Annotated in this window: 34 protein-coding genes; 12 read left to right on the forward strand and 22 right to left on the reverse strand. The window is 64.7% G+C overall.

The window, feature by feature from the left end:
* Positions 1-74 precede the first annotated feature (74 nt).
* From yidD to ASS64_RS13335, 4 genes are all read right to left on the reverse strand, one after another.
* The gene (yidD, locus tag ASS64_RS13320) at positions 75-284 is read right to left on the reverse strand and encodes a membrane protein insertion efficiency factor YidD (RefSeq protein ID WP_067695508.1); all 210 of its coding nucleotides are present in this window, start codon (positions 282-284) and stop codon (positions 75-77) included.
* Positions 281-664, reverse strand: coding sequence for a ribonuclease P protein component (gene rnpA, locus ASS64_RS13325; protein ID WP_067695511.1), 384 nt, complete (start codon positions 662-664; stop codon positions 281-283). Before rnpA ends, yidD begins: the two co-directional genes overlap by 4 nt.
* An 87-nt stretch (positions 665-751) precedes the next feature.
* On the reverse strand, positions 752-886 hold the full coding sequence (gene rpmH, locus ASS64_RS13330; RefSeq protein ID WP_006833929.1) for a 50S ribosomal protein L34: 135 nt from the start codon (positions 884-886) through the stop codon (positions 752-754).
* 140 nt (positions 887-1,026) lie between these two features.
* Positions 1,027-1,941, reverse strand: a complete 915-nt coding sequence (locus tag ASS64_RS13335) for a hypothetical protein (protein WP_198147719.1) — start codon at positions 1,939-1,941, stop codon at positions 1,027-1,029.
* A 134-nt stretch (positions 1,942-2,075) separates the two neighbouring features.
* Between ASS64_RS13335 and ASS64_RS13340 the strand changes: the two genes are divergently transcribed.
* Positions 2,076-3,584: a YifB family Mg chelatase-like AAA ATPase gene (locus ASS64_RS13340; protein WP_067696192.1), complete on the forward strand. Its 1,509-nt coding sequence runs from the start codon at positions 2,076-2,078 to the stop codon at positions 3,582-3,584.
* 430 nt (positions 3,585-4,014) lie between these two features.
* Here ASS64_RS13340 and ASS64_RS13350 read toward each other — a convergent pair whose 3' ends face one another.
* The 4 genes from ASS64_RS13350 to ASS64_RS16975 all read right to left on the reverse strand — a co-directional run bounded on the left by ASS64_RS13350 (position 4,015) and on the right by ASS64_RS16975 (position 6,594).
* Entirely contained in the window at positions 4,015-4,251 is a 237-nt protein-coding gene (locus ASS64_RS13350; RefSeq protein ID WP_067695519.1) for a hypothetical protein, read from the reverse strand.
* Positions 4,252-4,367: 116 nt separating this feature from the next.
* A complete protein-coding gene (locus ASS64_RS13355; RefSeq protein WP_067695522.1) occupies positions 4,368-4,691 on the reverse strand; it encodes a hypothetical protein in 324 nt (107 codons plus the stop codon).
* Positions 4,692-4,697: 6 nt separating this feature from the next.
* The gene (locus ASS64_RS13360; RefSeq protein WP_067695525.1) at positions 4,698-6,152 is read right to left on the reverse strand and encodes a S41 family peptidase; all 1,455 of its coding nucleotides are present in this window, start codon (positions 6,150-6,152) and stop codon (positions 4,698-4,700) included.
* Between the two features lie 91 nt (positions 6,153-6,243).
* The gene (locus ASS64_RS16975; RefSeq protein ID WP_234002410.1) at positions 6,244-6,594 is read right to left on the reverse strand and encodes a hypothetical protein; all 351 of its coding nucleotides are present in this window, start codon (positions 6,592-6,594) and stop codon (positions 6,244-6,246) included.
* Between the two features lie 170 nt (positions 6,595-6,764).
* Between ASS64_RS16975 and ASS64_RS13370 the strand changes: the two genes are divergently transcribed.
* A complete protein-coding gene (locus tag ASS64_RS13370) occupies positions 6,765-7,640 on the forward strand; it encodes a hypothetical protein (RefSeq protein WP_067695527.1) in 876 nt (291 codons plus the stop codon).
* Positions 7,641-7,647: 7 nt separating this feature from the next.
* On the opposite strand, the gene ASS64_RS13375 is transcribed toward ASS64_RS13370, so the two are convergent.
* Positions 7,648-8,202: a helix-turn-helix domain-containing protein gene (locus ASS64_RS13375; RefSeq protein WP_067695530.1), complete on the reverse strand. Its 555-nt coding sequence runs from the start codon at positions 8,200-8,202 to the stop codon at positions 7,648-7,650.
* A 184-nt stretch (positions 8,203-8,386) separates the two neighbouring features.
* Here ASS64_RS13375 and ASS64_RS13380 point away from each other — a divergent pair, with 184 nt between their 5' ends.
* Positions 8,387-8,731, forward strand: coding sequence for a hypothetical protein (locus ASS64_RS13380; RefSeq protein WP_067695533.1), 345 nt, complete (start codon positions 8,387-8,389; stop codon positions 8,729-8,731).
* 73 nt (positions 8,732-8,804) lie between these two features.
* On the opposite strand, the gene ASS64_RS13385 is transcribed toward ASS64_RS13380, so the two are convergent.
* The 10 genes from ASS64_RS13385 to hisB all read right to left on the reverse strand — a co-directional run bounded on the left by ASS64_RS13385 (position 8,805) and on the right by hisB (position 14,007).
* Positions 8,805-9,413, reverse strand: a complete 609-nt coding sequence (locus ASS64_RS13385; RefSeq protein ID WP_369815375.1) for an HAD family hydrolase — start codon at positions 9,411-9,413, stop codon at positions 8,805-8,807.
* 87 nt (positions 9,414-9,500) lie between these two features.
* Positions 9,501-9,626: a type B 50S ribosomal protein L36 gene (gene ykgO, locus ASS64_RS13390; RefSeq protein ID WP_050599643.1), complete on the reverse strand. Its 126-nt coding sequence runs from the start codon at positions 9,624-9,626 to the stop codon at positions 9,501-9,503.
* 281 nt (positions 9,627-9,907) lie between these two features.
* Complete coding sequence (locus ASS64_RS13395) at positions 9,908-10,291, reverse strand: histidine triad nucleotide-binding protein (protein WP_067695536.1); 384 nt, start codon at positions 10,289-10,291, stop codon at positions 9,908-9,910.
* Positions 10,291-10,614 carry a cupin domain-containing protein gene (locus ASS64_RS13400; protein ID WP_083508373.1) on the reverse strand — a complete coding sequence of 108 codons (324 nt, stop codon included), beginning with the start codon at positions 10,612-10,614 and terminating at the stop codon, positions 10,291-10,293. The genes ASS64_RS13395 and ASS64_RS13400 overlap by 1 nt, the downstream gene beginning before the upstream one ends.
* Positions 10,614-10,928: a phosphoribosyl-ATP diphosphatase gene (locus ASS64_RS13405; protein WP_067695538.1), complete on the reverse strand. Its 315-nt coding sequence runs from the start codon at positions 10,926-10,928 to the stop codon at positions 10,614-10,616. The genes ASS64_RS13400 and ASS64_RS13405 overlap by 1 nt, the downstream gene beginning before the upstream one ends.
* Positions 10,929-10,961: 33 nt before the next feature.
* Complete coding sequence (locus ASS64_RS16720; protein ID WP_157075195.1) at positions 10,962-11,123, reverse strand: hypothetical protein; 162 nt, start codon at positions 11,121-11,123, stop codon at positions 10,962-10,964.
* Positions 11,124-11,198: 75 nt separating this feature from the next.
* Complete coding sequence (gene hisF, locus ASS64_RS13410) at positions 11,199-11,969, reverse strand: imidazole glycerol phosphate synthase subunit HisF (RefSeq protein WP_067695541.1); 771 nt, start codon at positions 11,967-11,969, stop codon at positions 11,199-11,201.
* The gene (gene hisA, locus ASS64_RS13415; protein ID WP_067695543.1) at positions 11,966-12,694 is read right to left on the reverse strand and encodes a 1-(5-phosphoribosyl)-5-[(5-phosphoribosylamino)methylideneamino]imidazole-4-carboxamide isomerase; all 729 of its coding nucleotides are present in this window, start codon (positions 12,692-12,694) and stop codon (positions 11,966-11,968) included. Before hisA ends, hisF begins: the two co-directional genes overlap by 4 nt.
* A gap of 49 nt (positions 12,695-12,743) precedes the next feature.
* Positions 12,744-13,376 carry an imidazole glycerol phosphate synthase subunit HisH gene (gene hisH / locus ASS64_RS13420; protein ID WP_067695546.1) on the reverse strand — a complete coding sequence of 211 codons (633 nt, stop codon included), beginning with the start codon at positions 13,374-13,376 and terminating at the stop codon, positions 12,744-12,746.
* Positions 13,377-13,413: 37 nt separating this feature from the next.
* Entirely contained in the window at positions 13,414-14,007 is a 594-nt protein-coding gene (gene hisB / locus ASS64_RS13425; RefSeq protein WP_067695549.1) for an imidazoleglycerol-phosphate dehydratase HisB, read from the reverse strand.
* A gap of 114 nt (positions 14,008-14,121) precedes the next feature.
* Here hisB and ASS64_RS13430 point away from each other — a divergent pair, with 114 nt between their 5' ends.
* The 4 genes from ASS64_RS13430 (at position 14,122) to ASS64_RS13445 (ending at position 16,904) form a co-directional block, all read left to right on the forward strand.
* Positions 14,122-14,625, forward strand: a complete 504-nt coding sequence (locus tag ASS64_RS13430; RefSeq protein ID WP_067695552.1) for an SspB family protein — start codon at positions 14,122-14,124, stop codon at positions 14,623-14,625.
* 33 nt (positions 14,626-14,658) lie between these two features.
* Positions 14,659-15,108 carry a hypothetical protein gene (locus ASS64_RS13435; protein WP_067695555.1) on the forward strand — a complete coding sequence of 150 codons (450 nt, stop codon included), beginning with the start codon at positions 14,659-14,661 and terminating at the stop codon, positions 15,106-15,108.
* Positions 15,109-15,163: 55 nt separating this feature from the next.
* A complete protein-coding gene (gene gmk / locus ASS64_RS13440) occupies positions 15,164-15,811 on the forward strand; it encodes a guanylate kinase (protein ID WP_067695558.1) in 648 nt (215 codons plus the stop codon).
* A gap of 115 nt (positions 15,812-15,926) precedes the next feature.
* Positions 15,927-16,904, forward strand: coding sequence for a GGDEF domain-containing protein (locus tag ASS64_RS13445; protein ID WP_067695561.1), 978 nt, complete (start codon positions 15,927-15,929; stop codon positions 16,902-16,904).
* Between the two features lie 23 nt (positions 16,905-16,927).
* On the opposite strand, the gene ASS64_RS13450 is transcribed toward ASS64_RS13445, so the two are convergent.
* The 3 genes from ASS64_RS13450 to ASS64_RS13460 form a co-directional block, all read right to left on the reverse strand.
* The gene (locus tag ASS64_RS13450; RefSeq protein WP_067695564.1) at positions 16,928-17,725 is read right to left on the reverse strand and encodes an SDR family NAD(P)-dependent oxidoreductase; all 798 of its coding nucleotides are present in this window, start codon (positions 17,723-17,725) and stop codon (positions 16,928-16,930) included.
* 102 nt (positions 17,726-17,827) lie between these two features.
* On the reverse strand, positions 17,828-18,967 hold the full coding sequence (locus tag ASS64_RS13455) for an acyl-CoA dehydrogenase family protein (protein ID WP_067695567.1): 1,140 nt from the start codon (positions 18,965-18,967) through the stop codon (positions 17,828-17,830).
* A 3-nt stretch (positions 18,968-18,970) separates the two neighbouring features.
* Positions 18,971-20,158, reverse strand: coding sequence for an acyl-CoA dehydrogenase family protein (locus tag ASS64_RS13460; RefSeq protein ID WP_067695569.1), 1,188 nt, complete (start codon positions 20,156-20,158; stop codon positions 18,971-18,973).
* 177 nt (positions 20,159-20,335) lie between these two features.
* On the opposite strand from ASS64_RS13460, the gene ASS64_RS13465 reads away from it, so the two are divergent.
* The 5 genes from ASS64_RS13465 (at position 20,336) to ASS64_RS13485 (ending at position 26,296) form a co-directional block, all read left to right on the forward strand.
* Entirely contained in the window at positions 20,336-21,211 is an 876-nt protein-coding gene (locus ASS64_RS13465; RefSeq protein ID WP_067695572.1) for an SDR family NAD(P)-dependent oxidoreductase, read from the forward strand.
* Complete coding sequence (locus tag ASS64_RS13470) at positions 21,211-22,647, forward strand: MFS transporter (RefSeq protein ID WP_067695574.1); 1,437 nt, start codon at positions 21,211-21,213, stop codon at positions 22,645-22,647. The genes ASS64_RS13465 and ASS64_RS13470 overlap by 1 nt, the downstream gene beginning before the upstream one ends.
* A gap of 75 nt (positions 22,648-22,722) precedes the next feature.
* On the forward strand, positions 22,723-24,057 hold the full coding sequence (locus ASS64_RS13475; protein WP_067695577.1) for an acyl-CoA dehydrogenase family protein: 1,335 nt from the start codon (positions 22,723-22,725) through the stop codon (positions 24,055-24,057).
* Positions 24,057-25,142: a Zn-dependent alcohol dehydrogenase gene (locus ASS64_RS13480; protein ID WP_067695579.1), complete on the forward strand. Its 1,086-nt coding sequence runs from the start codon at positions 24,057-24,059 to the stop codon at positions 25,140-25,142. Before ASS64_RS13475 ends, ASS64_RS13480 begins: the two co-directional genes overlap by 1 nt.
* 83 nt (positions 25,143-25,225) lie before the next feature.
* Positions 25,226-26,296 (forward strand): phosphotransferase family protein, encoded by a 1,071-nt coding sequence (locus ASS64_RS13485; protein WP_067695582.1) that lies wholly within the window; start codon positions 25,226-25,228, stop codon positions 26,294-26,296.
* Positions 26,297-26,301 lie beyond the last annotated feature (5 nt).

Below are 26,301 nucleotides of genomic sequence, written 5' to 3' on the forward strand. Positions count from 1 at the left end.
GTCCCGTCTTTGTCCGGTCGAATGTTGAATTTGGGGCGGTGTCTTAGCCTGTCAAGACAGTCAAGTTCTGGAGCCTAAGGCACCGGGTCGTGGCCGTGGCCGCCCCAGGGATTGCAGCGCAATATACGCTTCAATGCCATCCATCCACCCTTGATCGCGCCGTATTTGCTCAAGGCTTCGATCGCATACTGGCTGCAGGATGGGGAATAGCGGCAGGTGGGCGGCAGGATGCGGCTCGGGCCGAGCTGCCACAGCCGCGCGATCCAGATCAGCGGATACTTCATGCGCGCCGGCTCCGCCGGTGGCGGGGTGTGCGGGCGCGGTCGCCCTTGCCTTCGGCAGCGTGGGCGAGCGCGGCGGCGAGCTCCTCGCGCAGGGCCGCGAAATCGCGCTCGACCCCGCCTTCGCGCCCGATCAGGATATGATCGTGGTCGGGCAGCCCATGTTCGGGCAGCGCCGCCCACAGCAGTTCGCGAAAGCGCCGCTTCATCCGGTTGCGGACGACTGCATTGCCGATCTTCTTCGTGACGGTGATGCCGTAGCGCTTGCCCTCCCCGTCATTGGGTCGGGTGAGCAGTACGAAGCCGGGCCGCGCGACCCGCAGCCCGCGATTCGCGGCGAGGAAATCGCTGCGCTTGCGAATGACGGAGAGCGAGGGGTGCATGGTTACCGGATACGCAAAACGGGCCCCCGATGGGAGCCCGCTTGCATCGCAGTGATAGTCGCCGCGCTTCAGGCGCGACGGGTCACATCACGCGCAGAGGTTCTTGCGGCCGCGGGCGCGGCGGGCGCGCAGGACCTTGCGACCACCCGGGGTGGCCTTGCGTGCGAAGAAACCGTGACGGCGGGCGCGCACGAGGTTCGAGGGCTGGAATGTCCGCTTCATCGGATCGTCCTTACAAAAGAATTCGGTTGGCTGTCGGCCCGAGCGATTCGCACCAACAAAAAGGGCCGCTTCTCGAAGCGACCGCCTACAGGGCCGCGCGCCTAAGCGAAACCGGCCCCGAGGTCAAGCCCGACGATGCGTCAGGAAAAGGTGACGTTGGCATAGGCCAGCGTCGGAGCAGGCCGTGCAGGCTTGCGCTGGACAGGCGTCTTGGCCTGCTGCGGGCGACCGGTCCAGCGACGCATCTCGCTCGCGCCCAGCCACAATGCGCGGTGGTGCGGCACCGAATTGGTGAAGTCGTAGAAGGCACGCGCCTGTTCCGCGCTCATGCCCATCTCGCGATAGTAGTCGAGATACTGGCGATTTTCCGGTGCATTCATCGAGAAATCCTCAGCCTCGCGGCCATAGGCATCCATCCAGCTATGCACGGCGAACTCGGCGCCCTGGGCGATGTCGCGCTCGACGCCGGCGAAGAAGAGTTCGACTGCGCCCGAGCGTACCGAACCGATCGTCGGGACATGCGTGACGAGACGCGCTTCCCGGATCATGCGGCCGACCTTGAGGTTCGCGCGATCGTCGCGCGTGCCGGGGCATTCGACCATGTCGAGCTGCTCGAGCCCGGGAAAGGCGCGCATCATCGCACGGAAATAGCCGGGAGTTGCGGCATCGGTCTCGCCCACGAGCGCCACGCGGCGCTCGTCGAGCACGCGGAACGGGCCATATTGGGCCAACCCGCGATTATAATCGCGGAAGCGGCGGTCGATATAGGCGGGGGCCTTCCACACCGGCAGCGCGGCAGGAGTATAGGTCTGTGGACGCACGGCGGCGAGCTGCTGGCGCCGGTCTTGCGGCTGCGTCGTCGGTCGGACCGCCGGGACGGGAGCGATGGCCCGGCCCTGGTGCGTCTGCTGCACGATCGGACTGGAAACGTAGACGACCGGCAGATTGACGAGCGTCAGCGATTGTGCGGAAACGGGCGCTGCGAAGAGCGACCCGATGGCGGAAAGCAGGATTGCGGCTTGTCGAAACATGCCGATCATTTGCCGCCCGGCCACTTTCCAGCCGCCCAACAGGTTTGGATAACTCGCTGTTAACCATGTTCCTTTGCTCCACGTCGGAGGCTCTTTACCCTCGACAAACCGCGCCTTTCGAGGCATCCCTCCGTACGATCACGGAGTGGGGGTTAACGCTGGTCGCACTGGTCAAAACGGTGGCCTATCTGGGGCTCGAGGCGCGCAGCGTGGAGGTGCAGTGCTCGGTCGCCCCCGGGCTGCCCAAGTTCAACATCGTCGGCCTGGCGGACAAGGCGGTTGGCGAAAGCAAGGAGCGCGTGCGCGCCGCGCTCTCGAGCATGGGCCTCGCGCTGCCGCCCAAGCGGATCACGATCAACCTTTCACCGGCGGACCTTCCCAAGGAAGGCAGCCATTACGATTTGCCGATCGCGCTGGCACTGCTCGCGGCGATGGGCGTCACCGATGCCGAGCAATTGGGGGACTGGATCGCGGTGGGCGAACTGGCGCTGGATGCGCGAATCGTGCCCTCGCCCGGCGTATTGCTGGCGGCGATCCATGCGAGCGAGGCCGAGGTCGGTCTGATCTGCCCCAGGGCCCAGGGTTCCGAAGCCCGCTGGGCGAGCGAGGTTCCGGTCTGCGCCGCGCCCGACCTTGCCAGCCTGCTGAACCATCTCAAGGGCACGCAGCGCCTGCCCGAGCCCGAGCCCGGCGTGGTCGAGAACGAACCGAGCGGCGGCGACCTCAAGCAGGTCAAGGGGCAGGAGACCGCCAAGCGCGCGCTCGAAATCGCCGCAGCCGGCGGGCACAATCTGCTGATGATCGGACCGCCGGGCGCGGGCAAGAGCCTGCTCGCAAGCTGCCTTCCCGGGATCCTCCCGCCGCTTTCCCCTGCCGAAGCGCTCGAGGTAAGCATGGTCCAATCGGTCGCCGGCACGCTGGAAGAAGGCCGCATCAGCCGCACACGCCCCTTTCGCGCGCCGCACCATTCGGCGAGCATGGCCGCGCTCACCGGCGGGGGGTTGCGGGTGAAACCGGGCGAGGTGAGCCTCGCGCATCTGGGCGTGCTGTTCCTCGACGAATTGCCCGAGTTCCAGCGCGCGGTGCTCGATTCGCTGCGCCAGCCGCTCGAAACCGGCAAGGTCGATGTCGCGCGCGCCAATGCGCATGTGACCTTCCCCGCCAATGTCCAGCTGATCGCGGCGATGAACCCGTGCCGCTGCGGGCATCTGGGCGATCCCGCGCTTGCCTGCAGCCGCGCGCCGCGCTGCGCTGCGGACTATCAGGGCAAGGTTTCGGGCCCGATGCTCGACCGGATCGATCTGCATGTCGAAGTCGATCCGGTCAGCGCCGCCGATTTGGCCCTGCCCCCGCCTGCCGAGGGCAGCGATGAGGTCGCCGCGCGGGTGGAGGCGGCACGCGCTCGCCAGACCGCGCGCGCCGAGGCCACCGGCGCGCGCACCAATGCCGATCTCGATGGCGATGCGCTGGAGGAATTCGCCGGGCCCGACGAGGCGGGGCGCCAATTGCTGATGCAGGCCGCCACCGCGATGCGCCTGTCAGCGCGCAGCTACACACGCATGCTCCGCGTGGCGCGGACGATCGCCGATCTTGCAGGAGCGAAAACGGTCGGTCGCATCCACGTGGCCGAAGCGCTGAGCTACAGAAGGCAGCCGCCACGCGCTTGAGAGTCAGCTAATGGGGGGGGGAAAGCCGACAACTGTTGTTAGGGCTCGTCTGCTTCCCCGCGCACACTGTCTTCGATTTGCACCATAGCAATTGCCGAGCAAACGAAGAGTAGCCCGCCGATTGACGCTAGCCCAAGCGCGATAAGCAACAAAAGTGGAGGCTCGAACGCTGGAAGCCAGATGCCGACCAATGCAATCAGCCCGATCGGAATGAACCAGGGGATAGATTGCACCTGCATTTCGACTAACCGACCACCGAGACTACTCGAGGTCTGTGCCCGCTTTTGCAGGTAAGACCAGTATGATTTGACCCGAAGTCGCATCGCGTTAACCTACGGCAGTCTCGAAGATCCGCAACGGCGTCGTTACCTGCTGGTCCGCTTCTGGCCCAACGCTAGCTCGGATAAAGCGGCTACTGATGGGGGGGGGGTTAGCTGCCGTTGGTTCTAAGGACGGATGAAACAGCGATTTGCCAGTCACCCCATGATGCAGGATCGCCGGGCACTCCGTTTGCCCAGACATTGCGGTCTATATTTGAAAGCAGGTTTGCGATGTCGTCGGACGTCTTGCCGCGCAATTCCCAATAGGCCCGAATGAAAGCGATCATCGCGTCGAAAGCCTCCAACTCGTTGAGATTTCTGATCTCGGTGGGCGGAAAATGATTCATATCGCGAAATAGACCTTTGAAGCGCGATTTCCGCAATGGCGTCGTGAGTAGCCGGTCTGCTCCTGGGGCGTCGTCCACTCGATGAAACATGCGCAAAGTGGGGGGAAGGCTGACATTCAGCCTTCGGCGCTTATCCAAGGGACCGTCGCTTCAAGTTCACTGATGACAGCACTTTCGCTTTCGAACATTCCTGACTGATAACCGGGAGACCAATAGGTCCCCGCGATGTCATCGAATGCTTCAAAAAATTCCTCATACTCGAAAAAGCCATCCGGCCTCTCATAAAGCCGGATCTTCCTTTCACCCTTCGGGCTGACAAACTCTCGTAACAACTCCACGCGATTTAGATTGGCGACATTCGCCAATGTCCGCAATGGCGTCGTCAGCTGCCGGTCGGTATTTGCCTGAGAGGGTGGCTGTTCGAGTGGGATGCTCATCATGAAACCTCAATCCGGGTCGCTCACCGCGCGGTCGAGCGTCGCCGCGTACATCACAGCGCGCCAGTGGCCTTCGACCGGGGCATCGGCCGGGTAGACGTCGACGGCGACTCGTGGATCGAGGCCGTGCTCTTCGTATACCTTGCCGTCGGGCGCAGCGAAGACCTCGTTCGAAAGTTCGAGCAGCCAGCCGTTCGGCAGGCGTTTCGCGAGCGGTGTCGAGAAGGACCCGCGGGTCGTCGCCCCGACCTGGGTCACGTTCGGGTTCTGCCGCAACGCCAGCGTGGCCAGCTCGCCGCCGCTGACGGTGACATCGCTGGTCAGGACATGGACGGGGCCGAGGAAGCGGGGCCCGGCAGCTGGCTCGATGACGTGCGGGAAAGGCGCCAGGCCTGAGCCCTGGCTGACGGTGGTGAAGCCGGTGTAGGAACGATCGGTGAAGCGTCCGGGAATGGCCTTGGCGATGCGGTCCCAGCCGCCGCGATTATTCGACAAGTCGAGTACCACGCCGTCCACCCCCGCCTGTGCGAAGGCGGCGAAGGCTTCGTCCATGATGCGGTCGAATTCGGCCAGCTCCGCCTCGGCCCATTCATCGCTGCCGAAATCCTCGCGGTCGGTGAAGCCACCCATCTGGAAGATCTGCAGATAGCCCATCCGGCCATCGATCACGCCCCACAGGATCCGGTCGCGCCCCGTGTGATGCGCCGTGTCGCCGAGCGCGGCGGTGGCCTCGCCAATCAGGCCGATCAGCCACGCCCGCTCGCCGCCCTCGGCCGCACGCTCGCGCGGCAAGGTCACGCCCTGGCCGTCCTGCACGCGCCGCCGCTCGCCATCGACTTCGCCGATCAGCTTGGTGTGGCTGTCCGACAGGCCTTCCATGTAGGAAGACAGCGCATTCCATAGCCCGGCCTCGTTCATACCCGGTGTAACCAGGGCCCGCACCCGAACGGCCCGCGCCGCGTGATCGGGCGGACGGCGATCGAAGAAGGCATAATGCCGCTCGAAGGCGTCGAGAAACGCTTCGGCGACCGCTTCCGGGCCGGTATCGAGTTCGTCCCTACAGGATTCGGGAAGGTCTGCGAGGCGGTCGAAGACGACATTGGTATCGCCGCGCAGGAGCTGGAAGATCGCACTGTCGCCATCGGGGAGCATGCGGAAATAGCGATAGCCGACCGAGTCCATCGCGCTCAGCGAGCCGGAGGCGCGATCCGGTCGGTAGCAGGTGGCCCCGACCTCGTATTGCGTGAGCCCGTCGGCGTAGATGGCGACGATCCGTCCGTAGCCCCTACTCTGCCAGATCCCGCGAACCGCGGGATCGGTCTCGCCGGTATCTGCGGTGATTTCCGATAGGGGACCAGCCTCGGTCCACGGGCTGGGCAGGTCCTGTGCATAAGCCCCGGAGGCATGTGCCCAGCAGGCTGCGAGCAGCGAAGCGGCGAAAGTCCTGATAATCGGATTACTCATGCCCGCTTCCTATGGTGGAAGCTTGAGCTTTCAAAGCCATGCCGTCGAGCCGGCTACCGAGTTCGACGAAGCGCAATATCCAAGACTGGCCTCAGTCCGCCTCGCTCAGGTCGAGGTTGAGCTTGACCGGTTCGTGTTCGCGGTCGCCTTCGAATTTCTTGAGAAAGTCCTCGATCGGCACCTGTTGTCCCTTGTCGACCAGCGGCGTGACGCTTGCCGCTTCGCCGGCCTTCAGCTCCTCCGGCGTCATGCGGACGTGGATGTAGGGGACCCAGACCTCGCCGAACTCGGCCTGCTGGTACCAGACGTCGAGGATGTCGTAGGAAGCCCATTGCCCATTGGGTTCGAGCAGGCGAATCCCCTCGCCGATGCGAGGGACCGCCATCGCCTTGATACGATGCACGTTCTGGTGCGTTTCGTTCTGGACTTCGATTTCGATCACGGCGGATAGTCCGGCAATGCTGGGTGGATTCGCGAATGGGCTTCAGCCTGCCAGCGACATGTTGAGATCGTTTTAACGATGACGTCACGGTGCCACGGGGCCGTTTTACCACGCGACTGGGCCACGCTTTGCTTGTCACCACGGCGTAAATCGCGCATGCGAAGGCGCGTGTGGCACCTATCGAAATCCGGCCGCTGCCGCTGACCGTCGAGGCACGATTGCGATTGATCCGCCCAGCCGCGGCCCTGCCCACCGACTCCATCGCCTCGCTGCGCCGGCGGTATGCCGAGTTGCGGCCCGCGCTGCGCGAGCGTTTACCGGCCCTGGCGCTGGCGCTGATCCTGGAATTGCTGCTGGTCCTGGTGCTGCTGTCGCTCGGTTCGGTGCAGCGCGAGGTGACCGAGATGCGCGACACGCTGGTCGCCTTCACCACATCCGCCACTGAAGACGAACCGGCGGAGGCGCCCGCGCCTGCGCCGGCCGAAGTGCCCGAAGTCGTCCGGGCTGCTCCGGTGCCGCCGCAACGCCCGCAGGCGACAGACGAGCCGGTCCCTCCCCTTGCACCGCCGCTGCCCGCCCCGCGCCCGATCCTGCGCAATAGCTTCTCGCTCGAAAGCGTGCCGAAGGCCGCCCCGCCTGCCACATCCGCCAAGCCGCAGACCTATGGGCCCGCCTTCAGCCCGGCGGCGGGGGATACGCCGCGGGTCGCGGGCAGCGGCCCGAATGGCGAGCCGCTCTACGCCGCGCGCTGGTATAGGCGGCCCTATGACGACGAGCTTGCCGGCTATCTATCGACCGCGCGCGGGCCGGGCTGGGGCCTGATCGATTGCCGCACGGTGGCCGATTTCAGAGTCGAGGATTGCGTGGTGGTCGGCGAATCGCCGCGGGGGTCCGGGATCGGCAAGGCCGTGCAGGCAGCGGCCTGGCAGTTCAAGGTGCGCCCGCCGCAAAGGGGCGGTCGGCCGATGGTCGGCGAATGGGTGCGGATCCGAATTTCTTACGAGATCGATCCGGGCACGGCTGCGCGAGCGCGCTTCCGCGACTGAGCGGCGATCAGGCGGCGCTCTTCGCCTTGCGCGCGCTGGCGATGTCGATCACGTCGCCGCATTCGAGCATGGTCTCGGCCTTCGCCTTGGAGCCATCGGCGCGAATGCCGAGATTGGCGCGTTCGACCAGGTAGAGGTCGGCGGGGCCGAGAATGCGACCGTCATGGCTGAGGATCGAGGTCGGTCCGATCGGCAGCCGGTCGCGCTCGTCGACGAGTACCGGGTTCTCCACCACTTCGGCGCCGTATTTCTGGCCCCATTGGCGCAGCGCGACCATGGCGGGCAGCAGGTCGAAGCCCTTGTCGGTCAGGCGGTATTCGATCTTGCGCTTGTCGTCGGCGCAGGGATCGCGCTTGAGGATCCCGTGTTCGACCAGCTTGGCGAGGCGGTTCGACAGGATGTTACGCGCGATGCCCAGCTCGCTGAGGAATTCCTCGAAATGGTGCAGGCCGTTGAAACTGGCGCGCAGGATCATGAAGGACCATCGCTCGCCCATGACCTCCAGCGCCTGCGGCAGGCCGCATTCGGTCAGTTCACGCAACGGTTCGCGGATGTCACCCATAAATTCAGTCCTCTTCCGACAACCTATCTACCGCAAATTCGGCGTTTGCCAACTTTTTCGAGATTTGGGTTGCATTGGGCAACCTATAGGCATAGGTAGTGATTCGCAACGGGTTGCTATTTGAAACTCAATTGCACTGAAATCAAGACCCGTTGAAAATTTTGCAACCAGGAAGGATCTCCCCATGACCTCCACTCTCCCCCGCTCGGTCAATATCGGCGCCATCGCCGCTGCCTTCGCCTACACCTCGCTGACCTTCGGTGCCGCCATCGCGCCGACCGCCGCCGAAGCACGGTCGAACAGCACCTTCTACACCGTCGAACTGGCCCAGCCGGTCTCCGAACGCACCACCACCATTGCCGGCGGTGTCGCTTGGAACTGCAAGGGCACGACCTGTGTCGCGCAGAAGGGCAATTCGCGTCCGCTGCGCGTGTGCCGCGAACTCCAGCGCGAACACGGTGAAATCGCCGCCTTCACCGCCAAGGACGAAGCGCTCGACGCCGAAAAGCTGGCGAAGTGCAACGGCTGAACCGTCTTACCCCCACCCCTCTCCATCGGGTGGCAGACTCGGAGGCCCTGGCGAGCGATCGTCGGGGCCTTTTTCATATCAGCGCGCGGTTCGCGAGATCATCCTCGAGTCGTTTCGAGGCGCGGAAGTGATGGACCTGCCAGCCGCATCGGGCGGCGGCATCGACATTGGCGGGATTGTCGTCGATGAACAGCATCGACCTTGCCGGCAGTCCGAACCGCCTTTCCGCCAGGGCGAAGATCGCCGGATCGGGTTTCGCCAGCCGCTCCTCGCCCGAGACCACGATATCGCGAAACCGGTCGAATACAGGCGCGGTCGGACGAAAGCCGGCCCAGAACTCGGCCCCGAAATTGGTGATCGCGAACAGCGGCACATCGCGCGCATCGAGCCGCTCGACCAGGGCATGGCTGCCCGGCACCGGGCCGGGAATGGTTTCGTTGAACCGGGTGGCGTAGGCGCGAATCTCGGGTTCGAAATCGGGATAGAGCGCAATCCGCTCGGGCACCATTTCGGCCAGCGGCCTGCCGTGATCGGCCTCGAAATGCCATTCTTCGGTCACAACCTCGCCCAGCACCCTCTCCAGCCGCGCCGGGTCTTCGACGATCTTCTCGAACAAATGGCCGAGGCGCCATTGGTAGAGCACCCGCCCGACATCGAAGACAACCGCATCGACCTGCATCATACGACCTCAAATGCGAACGGCCCGCACTCCCTCGGGAGCCGGGCCGGTCTGCAAGACTGCTGCTCCCACGCGGAAGCAGCGCGCTAATCAGCCCTGGCGGGCCTTGAAGCGACGGTTGGTCTTGTTGATGACATAGGTGCGCCCGCGGCGGCGGATGACGCGGCAATCGCGATGGCGGCCCTTGAGCGACTTGAGGCTGTTGCGGATCTTCATGATGTCTCTCGTCAAATAAATACGCGCCGGAAATGGTGTTCCGACGCGCCGAAATCAAGCGCGCCGTTAAAGGCTGACGGGGATTCGGTCAACTGCTTTTGCGTGCGGGAAGCACATCCGCGCTTCCCTTGGCTGGTCCGTCCCGCTCCCCCTCCCGGCCACCCACGGCACGATATCTCATGGGTGGCCGGGAGGGAGCGGAATGGTACAGCCGAGCCGTCAGGCGAGCAAAGGAAGTCGGGGAGGTACGGCCCGAACCGAGCAGATTCGAACCGACGCCCCTAACCACGCCTCGCTATCATCGGACCCAGCGGCTGCCCGCCGAAGATATGCACGTGCAGGTGGGGCACTTCCTGCCCGCCATGCGCGCCGACATTGGCCATCATCCGATAGCCCGGCTCGACCAGCCCCTTCTCGCGGGCCACCTTGCCCACCGCGCGGACGAAACCGGCGATCTCTTCCGCGCTCGCCTGTTCGCTGAAATCGTCCCAACTGACATAGCGACCCTTGGGCACCACCAGCGTATGCACCTCGGCCTGCGGGTTGATATCCTCGAAGGCGAAGGCCCACTCGTCTTCATAGACCTTGGTCGAAGGGATTTCCCCGCGCAGGATCCTGGCGAAGATATTGTCGTCGTCATAAGGCTGCGTCGGATCGATCGGCATTATTTCTCTCCTCCATCGGGTCCCCAGAAGATCACCCAGACCAGCAAATCCTCGCCGAATTCCTCGAACCGGTGCTCGGCACCGGCTTCGACGAAGATGACATCGCCCGGCCCGAACGGCAGCGTTTCGCCGCTCTTGGTGAAAGTCCCCGAGCCGGCGCGGATGAAATAGAGTTCGTCCTGGCGGTGCGGGGTCTGCACATTCGGATGATCCGGATGGTAGAGCATCACCCGCATGGTGCCGTGGCGAAGAACGTAATCACCGGGATTCGCTTCGAACCGGGCGAAGGGAACCAGCCAAGATGCGTCCGGGTCGGCGGGCATCACTCGCTCCTGCTTGCCTTTTCCTCGATACCGGACACCCCCTCGCGCCGGTCGAGTTCGGCCAGCACGTCGGCCAGCGCAATGTCGCGCGCATTCAGCGCCACCAGCAGATGGAAAAGGATATCCGCGGCCTCGCCGACCAGTTCCTCGCTGCCGCCCGACAGCGTGGCCACCGCCGCTTCGACGCCTTCCTCGCCCAGCTTGCGCGCGATCTGCGGCAGGCCCCTGGCATGCAGGCTGGCGACGTAGCTTTGCGAAGGATCGGCCTCGCGCCGCTGCGCGATGGTCTGTTCGAGGCGGGATAGTGTGTCCATGCCCCGCGCTATGCACGGGCCGGGCGCACAGCGTCAATCGGCGTTGCGGCCGATCAGGAACCGTCCGATCAGCAGGCCACCGAGGCCCGCTGCCAGCAGCGTCAGCGCGCTCGGTTCGACCAGGCGCGCGGCGATGCCGGCGGGACCGCCGAGATCCGCGAATTGCGCGGCCAGCGAGATGATCTGGCTGGACATGGCGATACTATATCATCTGGAGGCAAACGCGCGGTAAAGAGCCGCGGCGCTGTCCCGTCGCGGGACAGCTTTCGCTCAGCCGCGTGCGGGCAATCCCGCCGCGCGCAAGGCGGCATGCGCCTCGGCGATCGTGTGTTCGCCGAAATGAAAGATCGAGGCGGCGAGCACCGCGCTGGCATGGCCGCGGGTCACACCCTTGACCAGATGGTCGAGCGTGCCGACCCCTCCGCTGGCAATGACCGGAACCGATACCGTATCGGCAATCGCACGGGTCAGGTCGACATCGTAGCCTTTCTTGGTGCCGTCGCCGTCCATCGAGGTGACCAGCAATTCGCCCGCGCCAAGGCCGGCAAGCCGGATCGCGTGTTCGACCGCATCGATCCCGGTCGGCTTACGCCCGCCGTGAGTGTAGATTTCCCATCCCCGCGTCTTGCCGGTGATCGAGGCGCGCGCATCGACGCTGGCGACGACGCACTGGCTGCCGAATTTCTCGGCGATCTCGCGCACCAGTTCGGGGCGGCCGACGGCAGCGGAATTGACCGCGACCTTGTCTGCGCCGGCCAGCAGCAGCGCGCGCGCATCCTCCACGCTGCGCACGCCGCCGCCGACGGTCAGCGGCATGAAGCAGACCTTGGCCGTGCGTTCGACCATGTCGAGCAGCGTGCCGCGCCCTTCGTGACTGGCGGAGATATCGAGGAAGCACAATTCGTCCGCGCCTGCGGCATCATAGGCCTGCGCCTGTTCGACCGGATCGCCGGCATCCTTGAGGTCGACGAAATTGACGCCCTTGACCACGCGCCCGTCGGCGACGTCGAGACAGGGAATGACGCGGATGCGAACGGTCATGCCGCCCTCGCCAGGTCCAAAGCGGCGGGCAGATCGAGCCGCCCGTCATAAAGCGCGCGGCCCGTGATCACACCCTCGATCCCTTCATGCGCATGCCGCGCAAGCTCTTCGATATCGGCGATTCCCGCGACCCCGCCGCTCGCGATGACCGGAATATCGACCTGCCGCGCGAGCCCGACCGTAGCCTCGAGATTGACGCCCGTGAGCAAGCCATCGCGGCCGATATCGGTGAACAGCAGGCTGGCGACACCCGCATCCTCGAACCGCCGGGCGAGGTCGATTACCGGCACGTCGGACACATCGGCCCAGCCCTCGGTCGCGACCATGCCGTCCCTGGCATCGACCGCCACGACCACGCCGTACGCATGTTCGCGCGCCATGTCCTTGACGAATTCGGGATCCTTCAGCGCGGCCGATCCCATTACGACCCGCGTCACCCCGGCGGCGAACCAGCCTTCGACATCCTCGCGCGTGCGGATACCGCCGCCGAGCTGTACGCGACCCGGGAATGCCGCCACGATTGCTTCGACAGCCTTGCGATTGCGCGCACCGCCCGCGAAGGACCCGTCGAGATCGACGACATGCAAATGCTCCGCACCCGCCTCTGCGAACAGTCTCGCCTGCGCGACGGGATCGTCGCCATAGACGGTCGCGCGATCCATATCGCCTTCGGCAAGGCGGACGACTTCGCCGCCCTTCAGGTCGATAGCCGGAAAGACGATCATGTTCCCGCTCCCTCTGCGGCGGTCGCGGCTGGCGAGGCTCCGATCGAACTCAAGGCTTCCACTCCAGGAACTTCGAGAGCAGATCGAGCCCATAGGCCTGGCTCTTCTCGGGGTGGAACTGCACGCCCACCAGATTGTCGCGACCGATGGCGGCCACCATCCCGCCGCCGTGGTCGGTCATCGCAAGGACGTCTTCGTGGTGGCGCACCTTGAAATGGTACGAGTGGAGGAAATAGGCCTCGCCCTCGACAATCACCTCATGTCCGCGCGCATGCGGCATCGGAGCCACATCGTTCCACCCCATATGCGGAACTTTCACGCTGGTATCGGTCGGTTGCATGAGCCGGACCGTGCCATCGATCCATCCGAGCCCCGGCGTCTCGCCATGTTCGAGCCCGCGCGCCGCGAGCAACTGCATGCCGACGCAGATGCCCAGAAACGGTGCGCCGCCGACGAAGACGCGTTCGTGCATCGCCTCGACAACGCCCTTTTCCGCGCGAAGCCCTTCGGCGCAGGCCTTGAACGAGCCGACACCGGGCAGCACGATCCGGTCCGCCGCGCGGACCACGTCGGGATCGGCGGTGACCGTGACCCTCGCCCCGACCTTGCGCAGCGCGTTTTCCACCGAGTGGAGGTTGCCGGCCCCGTAGTCGATGAGGGCGACGATTTCACTGGCAGGCATTTACGATGCCTCCCGAGCGCACCAGACAGATAGCACGTCACCCACCGAGCTGGCCCTTGGTGCTCGGGATAGCGCCGCCCTTGCGCGGATCGATCTCGACCGCGGCGCGCATGGCGCGGGCGAAGCCCTTGTAGATCGCCTCGCAGATATGGTGGTTGTTCTGGCCGTAGAGCAGCTCGACATGCAGCGTCAGCCCGCAGGCCTGCGCGACCGAATGGAACCAGTGCTCGATCAGCTCGGTGTCCCATTCGCCCAGCTTTTCCTGGCTGAACCCGGCGCGCCACACGAGATAGGGGCGCCCCGAAATATCCAGCGCGACGCGCGCCAACGTTTCATCCATCGGCGAATAGGCGCTGCCGTAGCGCGCGATCCCGCCCTTGTCGCCCAGCGCTGCGGCCAGCGCCTGGCCCAGCGCCAGCGCGCTGTCCTCGGTCGTGTGGTGCTGATCGACATGCAGGTCGCCATCGACCTTCATCGTCACGTCGATGAGCGAATGTTTGGCGAACTGTTCGACCATGTGATCGAGAAATCCGATGCCCGTGGCAATGTCATAGGACCCCGATCCGTCGAGATTGACCTCGACGAGAATCTTGGTTTCCGCGGTGTTTCGCTCGATCCGGCCTGTACGCATGCCCGCCGCGCTAGAACCGCAAGCCGCGAGGCGCAAGAAAATGCGCCTATCGACAGGGTAAAGACGCGCTTAAACCGCTTGACCCCGCCCGCACGCCGCTCCACCTAAGAAGGCATGAGCGACGATACGCCCGACAGCCTGATCCCCTACGATTCCATCGTGCAGGAAGCCCTGCGCGCCGTCGTCGGCCGCGTGCTCGGCGAAATCGAGGAAGGCGGCGGCGAACTGCCCGGTGCGCATCATTTCTACATCACATTCAAGACCCATGCCCCCGGCGTCTCGATCCCCGCGAACCTGCGCGAGCGGTTCCCCGACGAGATGACCATCGTGCTCCAGAACAAGTTCTGGAACCTCAACGTGCGCGAGGATGGGTTTGCGGTGGGCCTGTCGTTCAACCAGGTTCCGGCCGAACTCGACATCCCCTACGCCGCGATCACGCAATTCGTCGATCCCGCGGTCGATTTCGGACTGCAGTTCCAGGCGACGGTCGCCGACATGGCCCCCGCGGCCACCGAACACCCGGACAATGACGGTTCGGAACAGGCAGAAGGCGCGACCGTTGATGATACCGAAGACGGCTCGAACGTCGTCACGGTCGATTTCGGCCGCAAAAAGTAAGCGCCGGGCCTTCCCGGCCATACGGGGCAGGACATGGCGAAACTCGGGCTGACCGACGAAGACAAGCCGAACCATCTGACCGACGCGGTCGGCAAGAAGCTCGAGCGCGCGACGGACGATCTTCCCGGGCAGGACGATCCGGTGCCCGGCCCAAGCCCCAATCCGGCGACAAATCTCATCATCCACGATATCATGCTGCGCAGCGCAGGCCGCCTGTCGCGCATGGCGGTCGAGAAGGCGGTCCTGGGGCGACAATACGGACAGCAATTCGCCAAGGACGCGGTCGAGAACCGCAGCCTGGTGCACACGCTTGCCGCCTACGGCGTGACCAAGGTCGCGACCAAGTCGGTGCCCGGCGCGCTGCTGGTGGGCACGGGGCTGGTGCTCAAGGTCCTGTTCGATCGCAGCCAGTCGCGGCGTAAGTCGCGGCGCCGGGGCAATCGGACCTTGCAACGCCAGGCCGATCCCGACGGCGAGATCTGACGGCAAGCCTTGCGCGGGGGTTGATTCGCCCCCGCCCGATGCGCCAACAGCGCGCATGGCCGATTCCACCGTTTCGCACGACAAGCTCGCCCGCCGGGGCCTCATGTTCATCCTTTCCTCGCCCAGCGGCGCGGGCAAGACCACGATTTCGCGGATGCTGCTCGAGGCGGACGAGGAGATAAGGCTCTCGGTCAGCGTCACCACGCGCCCTCCACGCCCGGGCGAGATCGACGGCGTGCATTACTATTTCGTCGACGATGCGGAATTCGACCGGATGGTCGAGGAGGACGATTTCTACGAATGGGCATACGTCTTCGGCCATCGTTACGGCACCCCCAAGGGCAGGATCCGCAACGCGTTGAAAGAGGGGCAGGACTTCCTGTTCGACATCGACTGGCAGGGCACGCAGCAGCTCTACCAGAAGGACCAGCAGGACGTGGTCCGCGTGTTCATTCTCCCGCCGAGCATCGCCGAGCTGGAGCGACGGCTGCGCAGCCGCGACACCGACAGCGACGATGTGATCGCCGCGCGAATGGAGCGCGCGCGCGCCGAGATCAGCCACTGGGACGCCTATGACTATGTGGTCATCAACGAGGACGTCGACGCCTGCTTCGCGCAAGTCCGAGAAATTCTCGACGCCGAACGCATGAAACGCCAGCGCCAGACGGGGCTGATCCCCTTCGTGCGCGAGCTGATGGCCTGAGCAGGCTCATGATCCGTCTTGAGACGCCGGGGCCAAGATGCGATTTGTCGATCGACGCGCGGCATGCACGCCTGCGTGATTCGTCGCGATATGGGTTCGATTTTGCAGGGTAGCGATGGCCGCGGTTGACTTCGAGAAGGGCGAGAAAACGATGGCTTTCCTCAAGAGCCATCGTCTGCCGCCGAGCCCGCAGAATTATACCCTCGCCTATATCGCGCTGTTCGACAGCGGCTCGCCGATCGGCCGGGCCATCCAGGAAATCGTCGACGAAGGCTACCGCATCAAGCAGGAAGAAGTGGACACGATCTTCGACCGCCACGGCGGCGCGGCGATCTATGGCCTGACGGACAAGGCGCAGGGTGAGCGCGCGGCCCATCTGCGGCACCAGACGATCAAGCTGGGCGAGCTTGCCTCTTCGGCTGCGGATGCCACGGGCGCCTTCGCCCGCGAGCTGTCCGAGGAAGCCGATCACTTCACCGGCGACAGTGCCAATACGCTGTCGATCGTGGGGCGCATGATCGAGCAGTCGCAGCAGGCGCAGGGGCGGCTGACCGAAGCCATGCAGGAGGTGAAGGAGCTGCGCGAAGAGCTCGAAGCGGCACGCAACGATGCGCATCGCGACGAGCTGACCGGCCTCGCCAATCGCCGCGCCATCGAGGCCTATCTTGCCGAACTGGCCGAGAAAGGCGCGCCGCGCGTGATCGCCTTGTGCGACATCGACAAATTCAAGTCGGTCAACGATCGCTACGGTCACGGCGTCGGCGACCGGGTGATCAAGCTGGTCGCCAAAACGCTGGAGGACATCTGCCGTCCGCATTTCGTCGGTCGCTGGGGCGGAGAGGAGTTCATCTTCGTGATGAGCGATGCCGATGCCGAAGCGGGCGTCAAGCTGCTCGATCACGCGCGGCACGAACTCGCCAAGAAGGAATTCAAGCTGCGCGAAACAGACGAGCCGATGGGCCTGATCTCCTTTTCGGGAGGCGTCGCGCTGGCAGTGGGCGGCGAGGATGCCAATGCCGCCACACTGAAACTGGCGGACGAGGCCCTTTACCGAGCCAAGTCCGAAGGCCGCAACCGCATTCTGGCGGCCTGATTAGAGGCCTTCGCCGGTTCGGATCATCCCGGCTGGGCGAAGTGGCTCGGCAGCAGCGCGTTGACGATGCCGCCGTCGACGGTGAGCGTTTCGCCGACGGTGTAATCGCCCGCGCGGCTGGCGAGGTACACGGCGGTTCCGCCCATATCGAACTTGTCGCCCACCCGCTTGTTCGGGATGCCGGCAGCCGATTGCTCCTCGAAATCGCGCGCGGCGCGGTTCATGTTCGACGGGAAGGCGCCGGGCGCGAGGCTCGTCACGTAGATATGGTCCTGGACCAGCCGCGCGGCCATCCTGCGCGTGAGGTGGATCAAGGCAGCCTTCGACGCCTGGTAGCTGTAGGTCTCCCATGGATTGACCCGCTGACCATCGATCGAGGTGATGTTGATCACCTTGCCCGGCTGCTCCGCACTGGCGGCGGCGGTCAGCAGCTTGTGCAGCTTCTGCGTCAGGAAGAAGGGCGTCTTGACGTTGAGGTCCATGACCTTGTCCCAGCCGCTCTCTGGGAATTCGAGATAATCGACACCCCAGGCCGCGCCGGCATTGTTGACGAGAATGTCGAGCTTGCTTTCGCGCTGCGACAGCTCCTCGACGAGGTTCTCGATCCCTTCGATCGTCGACAGATCGCCCTGAATGCCGATCACCTTCTCGCCCAGTTCGGCGCAGGTTTCCTCGATCTCGTTGATCTTTCGCGCGCTGATATAGACGCGCTCGATCCCGGCGGCGAGGAAGCCCTCGACGATCATCTTGCCGATGCCGCGGCTGCCGCCGGTCACCAGCGCCACGCGGCCCTTGAGGCTGAACAGGTCTTCGAGGGTCATTGATCTTTTCCTTTCGTCATCCCGGCGCAAGCTGGGATCGCTCGCCGCACGGGGCGGGACGTGCCGACCGCGACCCCAGCCTTCGCTGGGGTGACGGTTTGATTAGTAGCCGCTCATCTCGGCGACGCGGCCGGCGTGGTAATACTGGTCGCCCAGGAATTCCTGCAGCGCGCGGTCGCGTTTCATATAGAGGCCGATGTCGTATTCATCGGTCATGCCGATGCCGCCGTGCATCTGCACGCCTTCGCGCACGGCGAGGCCGGCGACCTTGGCGACCTTGGCCTTGGCGACCGAGGCCATCAGATCGGCCTTCTCGCTGCCCGCATCGAGCAGCTGAGCGGCCTTGACGGTTACGGCGCGGGCGATCTCGACTTCGGAATAGAGATGCGCGGCGCGGTGCTGCAGCGCCTGGAATTCACCGATCACGCGGCCGAACTGCTTGCGCTGCTTGAGATAGTCGACAGTCATGTCCATCGCACCGCGGGCAACGCCGACGCCTTCCGCCGCCGAACCGACCCGGCCCGCCATCAGCATGGCGTCGAGCACTTCGCGGCCATTGTCGACCTCGCCGATCACCGCATCGCCGTCGAGCTCGACGCCGTCGAAGGTCACATGGCTCGCCATCGAGCTGTCGACCAGGCGCACGCTGTCGTGGCTCATGCCCGCCGTATCCTGCGGCACGGCGAACAGCGTGAGGCCGTCCCTATCGCTATCGTCGCCCGAAGTGCGCGCGGCAACAACGATCATCTCGCTGCTGGCGCCGTAGACCACGAAATCCTTCTTGCCGGTAAGCTTGAAGCCGTTGCCCGACTTCTCCGCCTTGCAGGCGATGCGTTCTGGGCGGTGCTTGCGGCCTTCGTCGATCGCCACGCCATAGACCTTGTCGCCCGCAAGCAGGCCGGGCAGCCAGCGGCCCTTCACGTCGTTGCTGCCGTGTTTCAAGGCCGTGGCGGCCAGCACCGAAGAGGACAGGAAGGGCGAAGGGGTGAGGTTTCGACCGATTTCCTCAAGCACGATATTCGCTTCGACCTGGCCCATGCCGAGCCCGCCATCGTCTTCATCGACCAGCATGCCGGTGAAACCCATTTCGGCGAACTGCTTCCACAATGCGTGGCCGAAACCGTCCTTGCATTCGCGGTCGCGCCAGTGGCGCAGCTGGTTCTTGATCGAGCCTTCCTCGGCCATGAACTGGCCCGCGGTGTCGGCCAGCATCGTCTGGTCGTCGTCGTAATAGAGAGGCATCGATCAGGCTCCCGGGAGTTCGAGGATGCGTTTGGAAATGACGTTTAGCATGACCTCGGACGTGCCGCCCTCGATGCTGTTCGCCTTGGTGCGCAGCCAGTTGCGCGAGGGCTTGCCGCCGCTCGTCTCCTCGCTGTCCCATTCGAGCGCATGGCTTCCGCCCGCCGCCATCATCAGCTCGTGGCGGCGCTTGTTGAGCTCGGTCCCGGCATATTTCATCATGTTCGGCTGCGCGGGATGCGCCTTGCCGACCTTGATCTCGTCGAGGAACTTCTCGCCCATCGCGGCATAGGCCAGCGCATCGACGTCGAATTGCGCCAGTTCGGCGCGCAGGACGGGATCGATCTCGCCATTGGCACGGGCGAGCGCTGCGCCGATCGCGCTGGTGCGATCGCCGCCGTCCGCGCCAGAGATCATCTCGCGCTCATGACCGAGCAGGTATTTCGCGACATCCCAACCACGATTGATCTCGCCGACATAGGCGGGAACGTCCTCGCCATAACTCTTGGGCACTGTCACATCGTCGAAAAAGGTCTCGCAGAACGGGCTGTTTCCGCTGATCAGCAGGATCGGCTTGGTCGACACGCCTTCGCTGGCCATGTCGTAGAGCATGAAGGTGATGCCGCGGTACTTGTCGTCCTTGTCGGTGCGCACCAGGCAGAAAATCCAGTCGGCCTTGTCGGCATAGGAGGTCCACACCTTCTGGCCGTTGACCACCCAGTGATCGCCCTTGTCCTCGCCAAAGGTCTGCAGGCTCACGAGGTCCGAGCCGCTGCCCGGTTCGGAATAGCCCTGGCACCAGCGGATTTCGCCGCGCGCGATCTCGTTGAGGAAGCGCTGTTTCTGGCCCTCGGTGCCGAAATGCAGCAGCGCCGGGCCGAGCATCCAGATACCGAAGCTCGACAGCGGCGGCCGCGCGCCGATCGCGCTCATTTCCTCGCGCAGGACCTTGGCCTGTGCGGGCGAGAGGCCGGCACCGCCATATTCCTTGGGCCATGCGGGAACGGTGTAACCCTTGTCACGCGCGGCCTCGAACCAGGCCTTCTGTGCGTCATTCTTGAAGGTGGCGTTGCGGCCGCCCCAGTAAATGTCGTCCTCGTCGCGGACCGGCTCGCGCATTTCAGGCGGGCAGTTGGCTTCGAGCCATGCGCGCGTTTCGGCGCGAAAGCTTTCCAGATCGCTGTCGGACATTGGCCAATCCTCTCTTTTCAAACCAGCGGTATGTTGACGCTTACGTTAGGGTGATTCGCCCTAATTGCGCAAGGCCAGTCGCGATGGCCCGCATTGCCGTAACGTCGGCCGGAATGCGTTGACGCATTGCCCTGCTCGCCTAAGCTGGGCGCGGAGAAATTCGGGGAGAGAGTAGGGATGCGATTCTCGGACAGGACCGTGGTCGTCACGGGGGCGGCGTCGGGTATCGGCGCGGCCGCGACTGCGCTGTTCGCGCGCGAAGGAGCGGTGGTTTTCGCGAGCGACATCGACGTCGAAAGCGGCAAAAAGCTCGCCGAAGAAACCGAAGGCGACGTGCGGTTCGTCCGCTGCGACGTCTGCGATCCGGCGGCAATCGAGGCGCTGATGGACCGCGCCGCCGAAGAAACCGGCGGCATCGATACGCTGCTCAACAATGCCGGTGCGGGCGGAGCGCGCGAAAGCATCGAGGAGATCGGGCCCGACGCCTGGGACCGCACGATGGACCTGCTGCTGCGCTCGGTCGCCATGGGCATCCGTTACGCGGTCCCGCATATGAAGGGCCGCCCCAGCACGAAAAAGGGCGGCGCAAGCATCGTCAATATCTCGAGCGTCGCCGCGGTCGGCCCCGGCTATTCACCGACCACCTATGCTGTCGCCAAGGCCGGCGTGCTGCATCTGACCAAATGCGCGGCGACCGATCTCGCGCAGCACGGCATCCGCGTGAATGCGGTGCAGCCGGGCTTCATCAATACGAATATCTTCACCGCCAGCCTCGACATCCCCGATGAGCTCAAGACACAGGCCAAGGCGATGATCGCGCAGATGTCGTCCAATGCGCAGCCGGTGGCACGCGGCGGCGAGCCGATCGATATCGCCGAGGCGGTCGCCTATCTCGCAAGCGATGCGGCGGGCTTCGTCACCGGCACCTCGCTGATCGTCGACGGCGGCATCACGCTCGGCCCGCGGCACAGCTGGGACCCGGAGGAAGGCGGCGCCTTCGAAGCGCTGATCGCGCTCGAGGAGCAGGTCAAACAGGCACAGCAGACCGCCTGATGCCCTTCGTCACCGGCCCCCTCCCCCAGCGCCTCAAGCTGATCCACGGCTTCGGCGCGGTGGCCTTCGGGGTGAAAGATTCGGGATTCTCGTTCTTCCTGCTGATCTTCTACAACCAGGCCTTGGGCATGGATGCCGGTACGGTCAGCCTGGCGCTGGCTCTGGCGCTGCTGATCGACGCCTTCATCGACCCGCTGCTGGGCAATCTGTCCGACCGCACCTGGTCGCGCTGGGGCAGGCGTCTGCCATGGCTTTATGCGGCGCCCATTCCGCTGGCCTTTGCCTGGGTGCTGATGTGGCACCCTTCGGGCGGCGGTACGCCCGGTTTCTGGGAATTGCTCGCCATCGCGGTTTCGGTGCGCATCCTGCTGTCGGCCTGCGAAGTGCCCTCGGTCAGCCTGCTGCCCGAGATCACCGCCGATTACGACGAGCGTACAACGCTGTTCCGCTATCGCTACCTGTTCGGATGGTGCGGCGGGTTGTTGATGATGTTCCTCGCCTATTTCGTCCTCATGCCGGGCGCCGAAGGCCTGCTGCAGCCCGAGGGCTATTTCTGGTTCGGGCTTGTCGGTGCTTTCGTGATGGCGATTTCGGTGCTCGGCTCGGCGCTCGGCCAGCATTCGCTCGTCGCGGGATATCCCGAAACCAAGGCGCCGCCCTTCACCTGGCGCGGTGCCTTCGGCGAGATCGTCGACGCCTTCAGCGAGAAGGCGTTCCTGATCTTCGCAGCCGGCGCGCTGGCAGCCTATATCAGCCAGGGCCTGACCTTCTCGCTGACCAATTATATCAATCTGTTCGTCTGGCAGTTCGACACCGCGGAACTGCGCATCTTCCCGGTCATCCTGTTCCTTTCGGTCATCGCGATGTTCTTCATCGTCGGGCCGATGCACCGCCGCTGGGGCAAACCGAAGAGCGCGGTCATCGGCGCGCTGGGATCGCTGGGCGTGATCCTGACCCCCTTCACGCTCTACCTGACGGGCTTTTGGCCGACGGTCGGCACGCCGACCAGCGCGGCGCTGTTCTATGCCTTCCTGCTGGTATCGAACACGTTGGGCGTGGTGGTGATGATTTCGGGCAGTTCGATGATCGCCGAGATCGTCGAGGCCTATCAGGAGCGCACCGGCCGCCGCGCCGAGGGGAGCTTCTATTCGGGCAACTGGTTCGTCCAGAAATGCGCCACCGGCGGAGGCATATTGATCGGCGGCCAGGTAATCGCGCTGTCGAACCTGCCCGCGGGCGCCGCGCCCGAAACGGTTGCGCCCGAAGTGGTGACGCAGATGATCCTGCTCTATTGCGGATCGATCACCGTGCTCGGCTGCATCGCTGCCTACTGGCTGGGCCGCTTCCCGATCGACCGCGCGCAGCACGAAGCGCGTGTCGCCGCGCTCGACGCGGCGGCGCGGGCCGATGTCGATGCGGCCGTCACCCCACCCTGATTATCGCTTGGCGTGGCCCGGCTGCCGTGCCAGTTTCCTGAAGATACGGAATCGAGAGAGAAGAGGATAGCAACGATGGATTTCGAACCGACAGAACGGCAAGCATACTGGCGCGACCGGGTGAAGAATTTCATCGACGACCATATCCGCCCCGCAGTTGCCACCTACAAGCAGCAGGACGCCGAGGGCGACCGGTGGAAGGTCATTCCGGTGGTCGAGGAGCTCAAGGCCAAGGCCAAGAAGGAGGGCATCTGGAACCTCTTCATGCCGCCGCGCAACGAGGGCCATCACCATGTCGAGGAGAGTTACGAGTTCGAAGGCCCGGGCCTGACCAATCTCGAATATGCGCTGTGCGCCGAGGAAATGGGCCGCATCGGCTTCGCTTCCGAGGTGTTCAACTGCTCCGCGCCCGACACGGGCAACATGGAGGTGTTCCACCGCTACGGCACGCGCGCGCAAAAGGACGAGTGGCTGACCCCGCTGATGAATGGCGAAATCCGCTCGGCCTTCCTCATGACCGAGCCCTTCACCGCCTCCTCGGACGCCACTAATATCGAGACGCGGATCGAACGCGATGGCGACGAATATGTCATCAATGGCCGCAAATGGTGGTCCTCGGGCGTGGGCGATCCGCGCTGCAAGGTCGCCATCGTCATGGGCAAGACCGATTTCGAGGCCAAGCGCCACGCGCAGCAGTCGATGATCCTGATGCCGATGGACGCGCCTGGCGTAAAGGTGCTGCGTCACCTGCCCGTCTTCGGCTATGACGACGCGCCGCATGGCCACATGGAGGTCGAGCTCAAGGACGTTCGCGTCCCCGTCGACAACATGCTGCTGGGCGAAGGCCGCGGCTTCGAGATCGCGCAGGGCCGCCTCGGCCCGGGCCGCATCCACCACTGCATGCGCACCATCGGCGTCGCCGAGGAAGCGCTGCACAAGATGTGCAAGCGGCTGCAGGAGCGCGAAGCCTTCGGCAAGCCGATCTACAAGCATTCGGTCTGGGAAGAGCGCGTGGCGCGCGCCCGCATCGATATCGACATGACCCGCCTGCTCTGCCTCAAGGCGGCCGACATGATGGACAAGGTCGGAAACAAGGCTGCGAAGCAGGAAATCGCCATGATCAAGGTGCAGGCGCCCAACATGGCGCTCAAGATCATCGACGATGCGATCCAGGCGCATGGCGGCGGCGGCGTATCGGACGATTACGGCCTCGCAAACGCCTATGCGCACCAGCGCACGCTGCGCCTCGCCGATGGTCCGGATGAAGTGCACGCCCGCTCGATCGCGCGGATGGAATTCGCCAAACACCTGCCCGAAAAGAGTCCCTCCGCCAATGCCCTGCGCGAAGGCGCCGCCCCGACCGCGGGAGACGAAAACCTCAGCTCGGGCGACATGGGTGTGGCGCGCTGATGGCCAAGGCAGCAATCCTCGAACAGGTCGGCGGGCTCACCATCGGTGAGGTCGAGCTTGCCGACCCGGCCCCGCACGAGGTCCTCATCGACACCAAGGCCTGCGGCCTGTGCCATTCGGACCTCCACTTCATCGACGGCGCCTATCCGCACCCATTGCCCGCCATCCCCGGCCACGAGGCTGCGGGCGTGGTGCGCGCGGTCGGCAGCGAGGTGAAGACGGTGAAGCCGGGCGATCACGTGGTCTCCTGCCTCTCCGCTTTCTGCGGACACTGCGAATTCTGCGTCACCGGACGCATGGCGCTGTGCATGGGGGCCGACACCCGGCGCGAGCAGACCGCCGCGCCGCGCATTACGCGCGGTGGTGGCGAAACGGTCAACCAGATGCTCAACCTGTCGGCCTTTGCCGAACAGATGCTGATCCATGAGCATGCCTGCGTCGCTATCGACAAGGACATGCCGCTGGACCGTGCCGCCGTGATCGGCTGCGCGGTAACCACGGGCGCAGGCGCGATCTTCAACGCCTGTTCGGTCGTCCCCGGCGAAGCCGTGGCGGTGGTCGGCTGCGGCGGCGTGGGTCTAGCGACCGTCAACGCCGCCAAGATCGCGGGTGCGGGTAAGGTCATCGCCATCGATCCTCTGCCCGAAAAACGCCAGCTCGCCCAAGTGCTCGGCGCTACGCATACGGTCGATGCCATGGCCGACGACGCGGTCGAGCAAGTGATGAAGATCACCGGCGGCGGTGTGCACCACGCGATCGAGGCGGTCGGCCGGCAGGCCAGCGCAGACCTTGCGGTCAAGCTGCTGCGTCGTGGCGGTACAGCCACGATCCTCGGTATGATGCCATTGGACTGCAAGGTCGGCCTCGGCGCCATGGATTTGCTGTCGGGCAAGAAGCTGCAGGGCGCGATCATGGGGATGAACCACTTCCCGGTCGACTTGCCGCGCCTGGTCGATTTCTACATGCGCGGGCTTCTCGACCTCGACACGATCATCGCCGAGCGCATCCCGCTCGAGAAGATCAACGAGGGCTTCGAGAAGATGAAACAGGGCACCTCCGCCCGCAGCGTGATAGTGTTCGACTAGGCAATGCGCCCCAGCGAAGGCTGGGGCCTCCACCGGCCCGGCGCCGATCCGAAGGAGGTCCCAGCCTTCGCTGGGAAACAGCTATGAGTGAAATCGATTTCGACAAGGAAATGGTCGGCACGATCGAAGTGCCAGAGGCCGATCGGATGGACCTCGACGCGCTGACCGCGTGGTTCGAGGCGCATGTCGAGGGCTTCGCAGGCCCGATCAGCTATACCAAGTTCAAGGGCGGACAGTCGAACCCGACCTACCGGATCGACACGCCGGAACGCAGCTACGTGCTGCGCCGCCAGCCCTTCGGCAAGCTGCTGCCGAGCGCGCATGCGGTGGACCGCGAATACAAGGCCATGCACGCGCTGGGGCCGACCGGATTCCCCGTACCGAAGACCTATGGCCTGTGCGAGGACCCGGAGGTTATCGGCAGCAAGTTCTTTGTCATGGGCCTCGCCGACGGGCGGAGCTTGTGGAACGGCGCGCTGCCCGATTATTCGCCCGAAGAGAGGCGCGAAATCTACAATGCCATGATCGACACCATGGCCGAGCTGCACCTGCGCAAGCCGGACGAGATCGGCCTGGGCGATTACGGAAAGCCGACCGATTATTGCGCGCGCCAGATCTCGCGCTGGTCGAAGCAGTACAAGCTGTCCGAGACCGAGCACATGCCGCAAATGGAGCGCCTGATCGAATGGCTGCCCGAGACCATCCCGCCGCAGCACGAATCGAGCGTGGTTCATGGCGACTACCGGCTCGACAATCTGATCTTCCACAAGAGCGAGAACCGCGTTTTGGCGGTGCTCGACTGGGAGCTGTCGACACTGGGCGATCCGATCGCCGACTTCAGCTATCTGATGCTCAACTGGCACAACCCGCATGACGGGCGCGCGGGCCTGCTCGGCCTCGACCTCGAAGCGCTGGGCATCCCGACGCAGGACGAGGCGGTCGAACGCTATGTCGCGCGCACCGGCTATCCGGTCCCGCCGATGGACTGGTACTTCGCCTACAATCTGTTCCGCCTCGCAGGGATCATGCAGGGCATCAAGAAGCGCGTGATCGACGGGACCGCATCGAGCGCACACGCCAAGTCGATGTCCGAACGCGTCGCACCGCTGGTCGAGCGCGCGTATCAGTTCGCGCAGGCTGCGGGGATGGACTAGCGCGG

The sequence above is a fragment of the Erythrobacter sp. AP23 genome, assembly GCF_001542855.1.
GTDB lineage: Bacteria > Pseudomonadota > Alphaproteobacteria > Sphingomonadales > Sphingomonadaceae > Qipengyuania.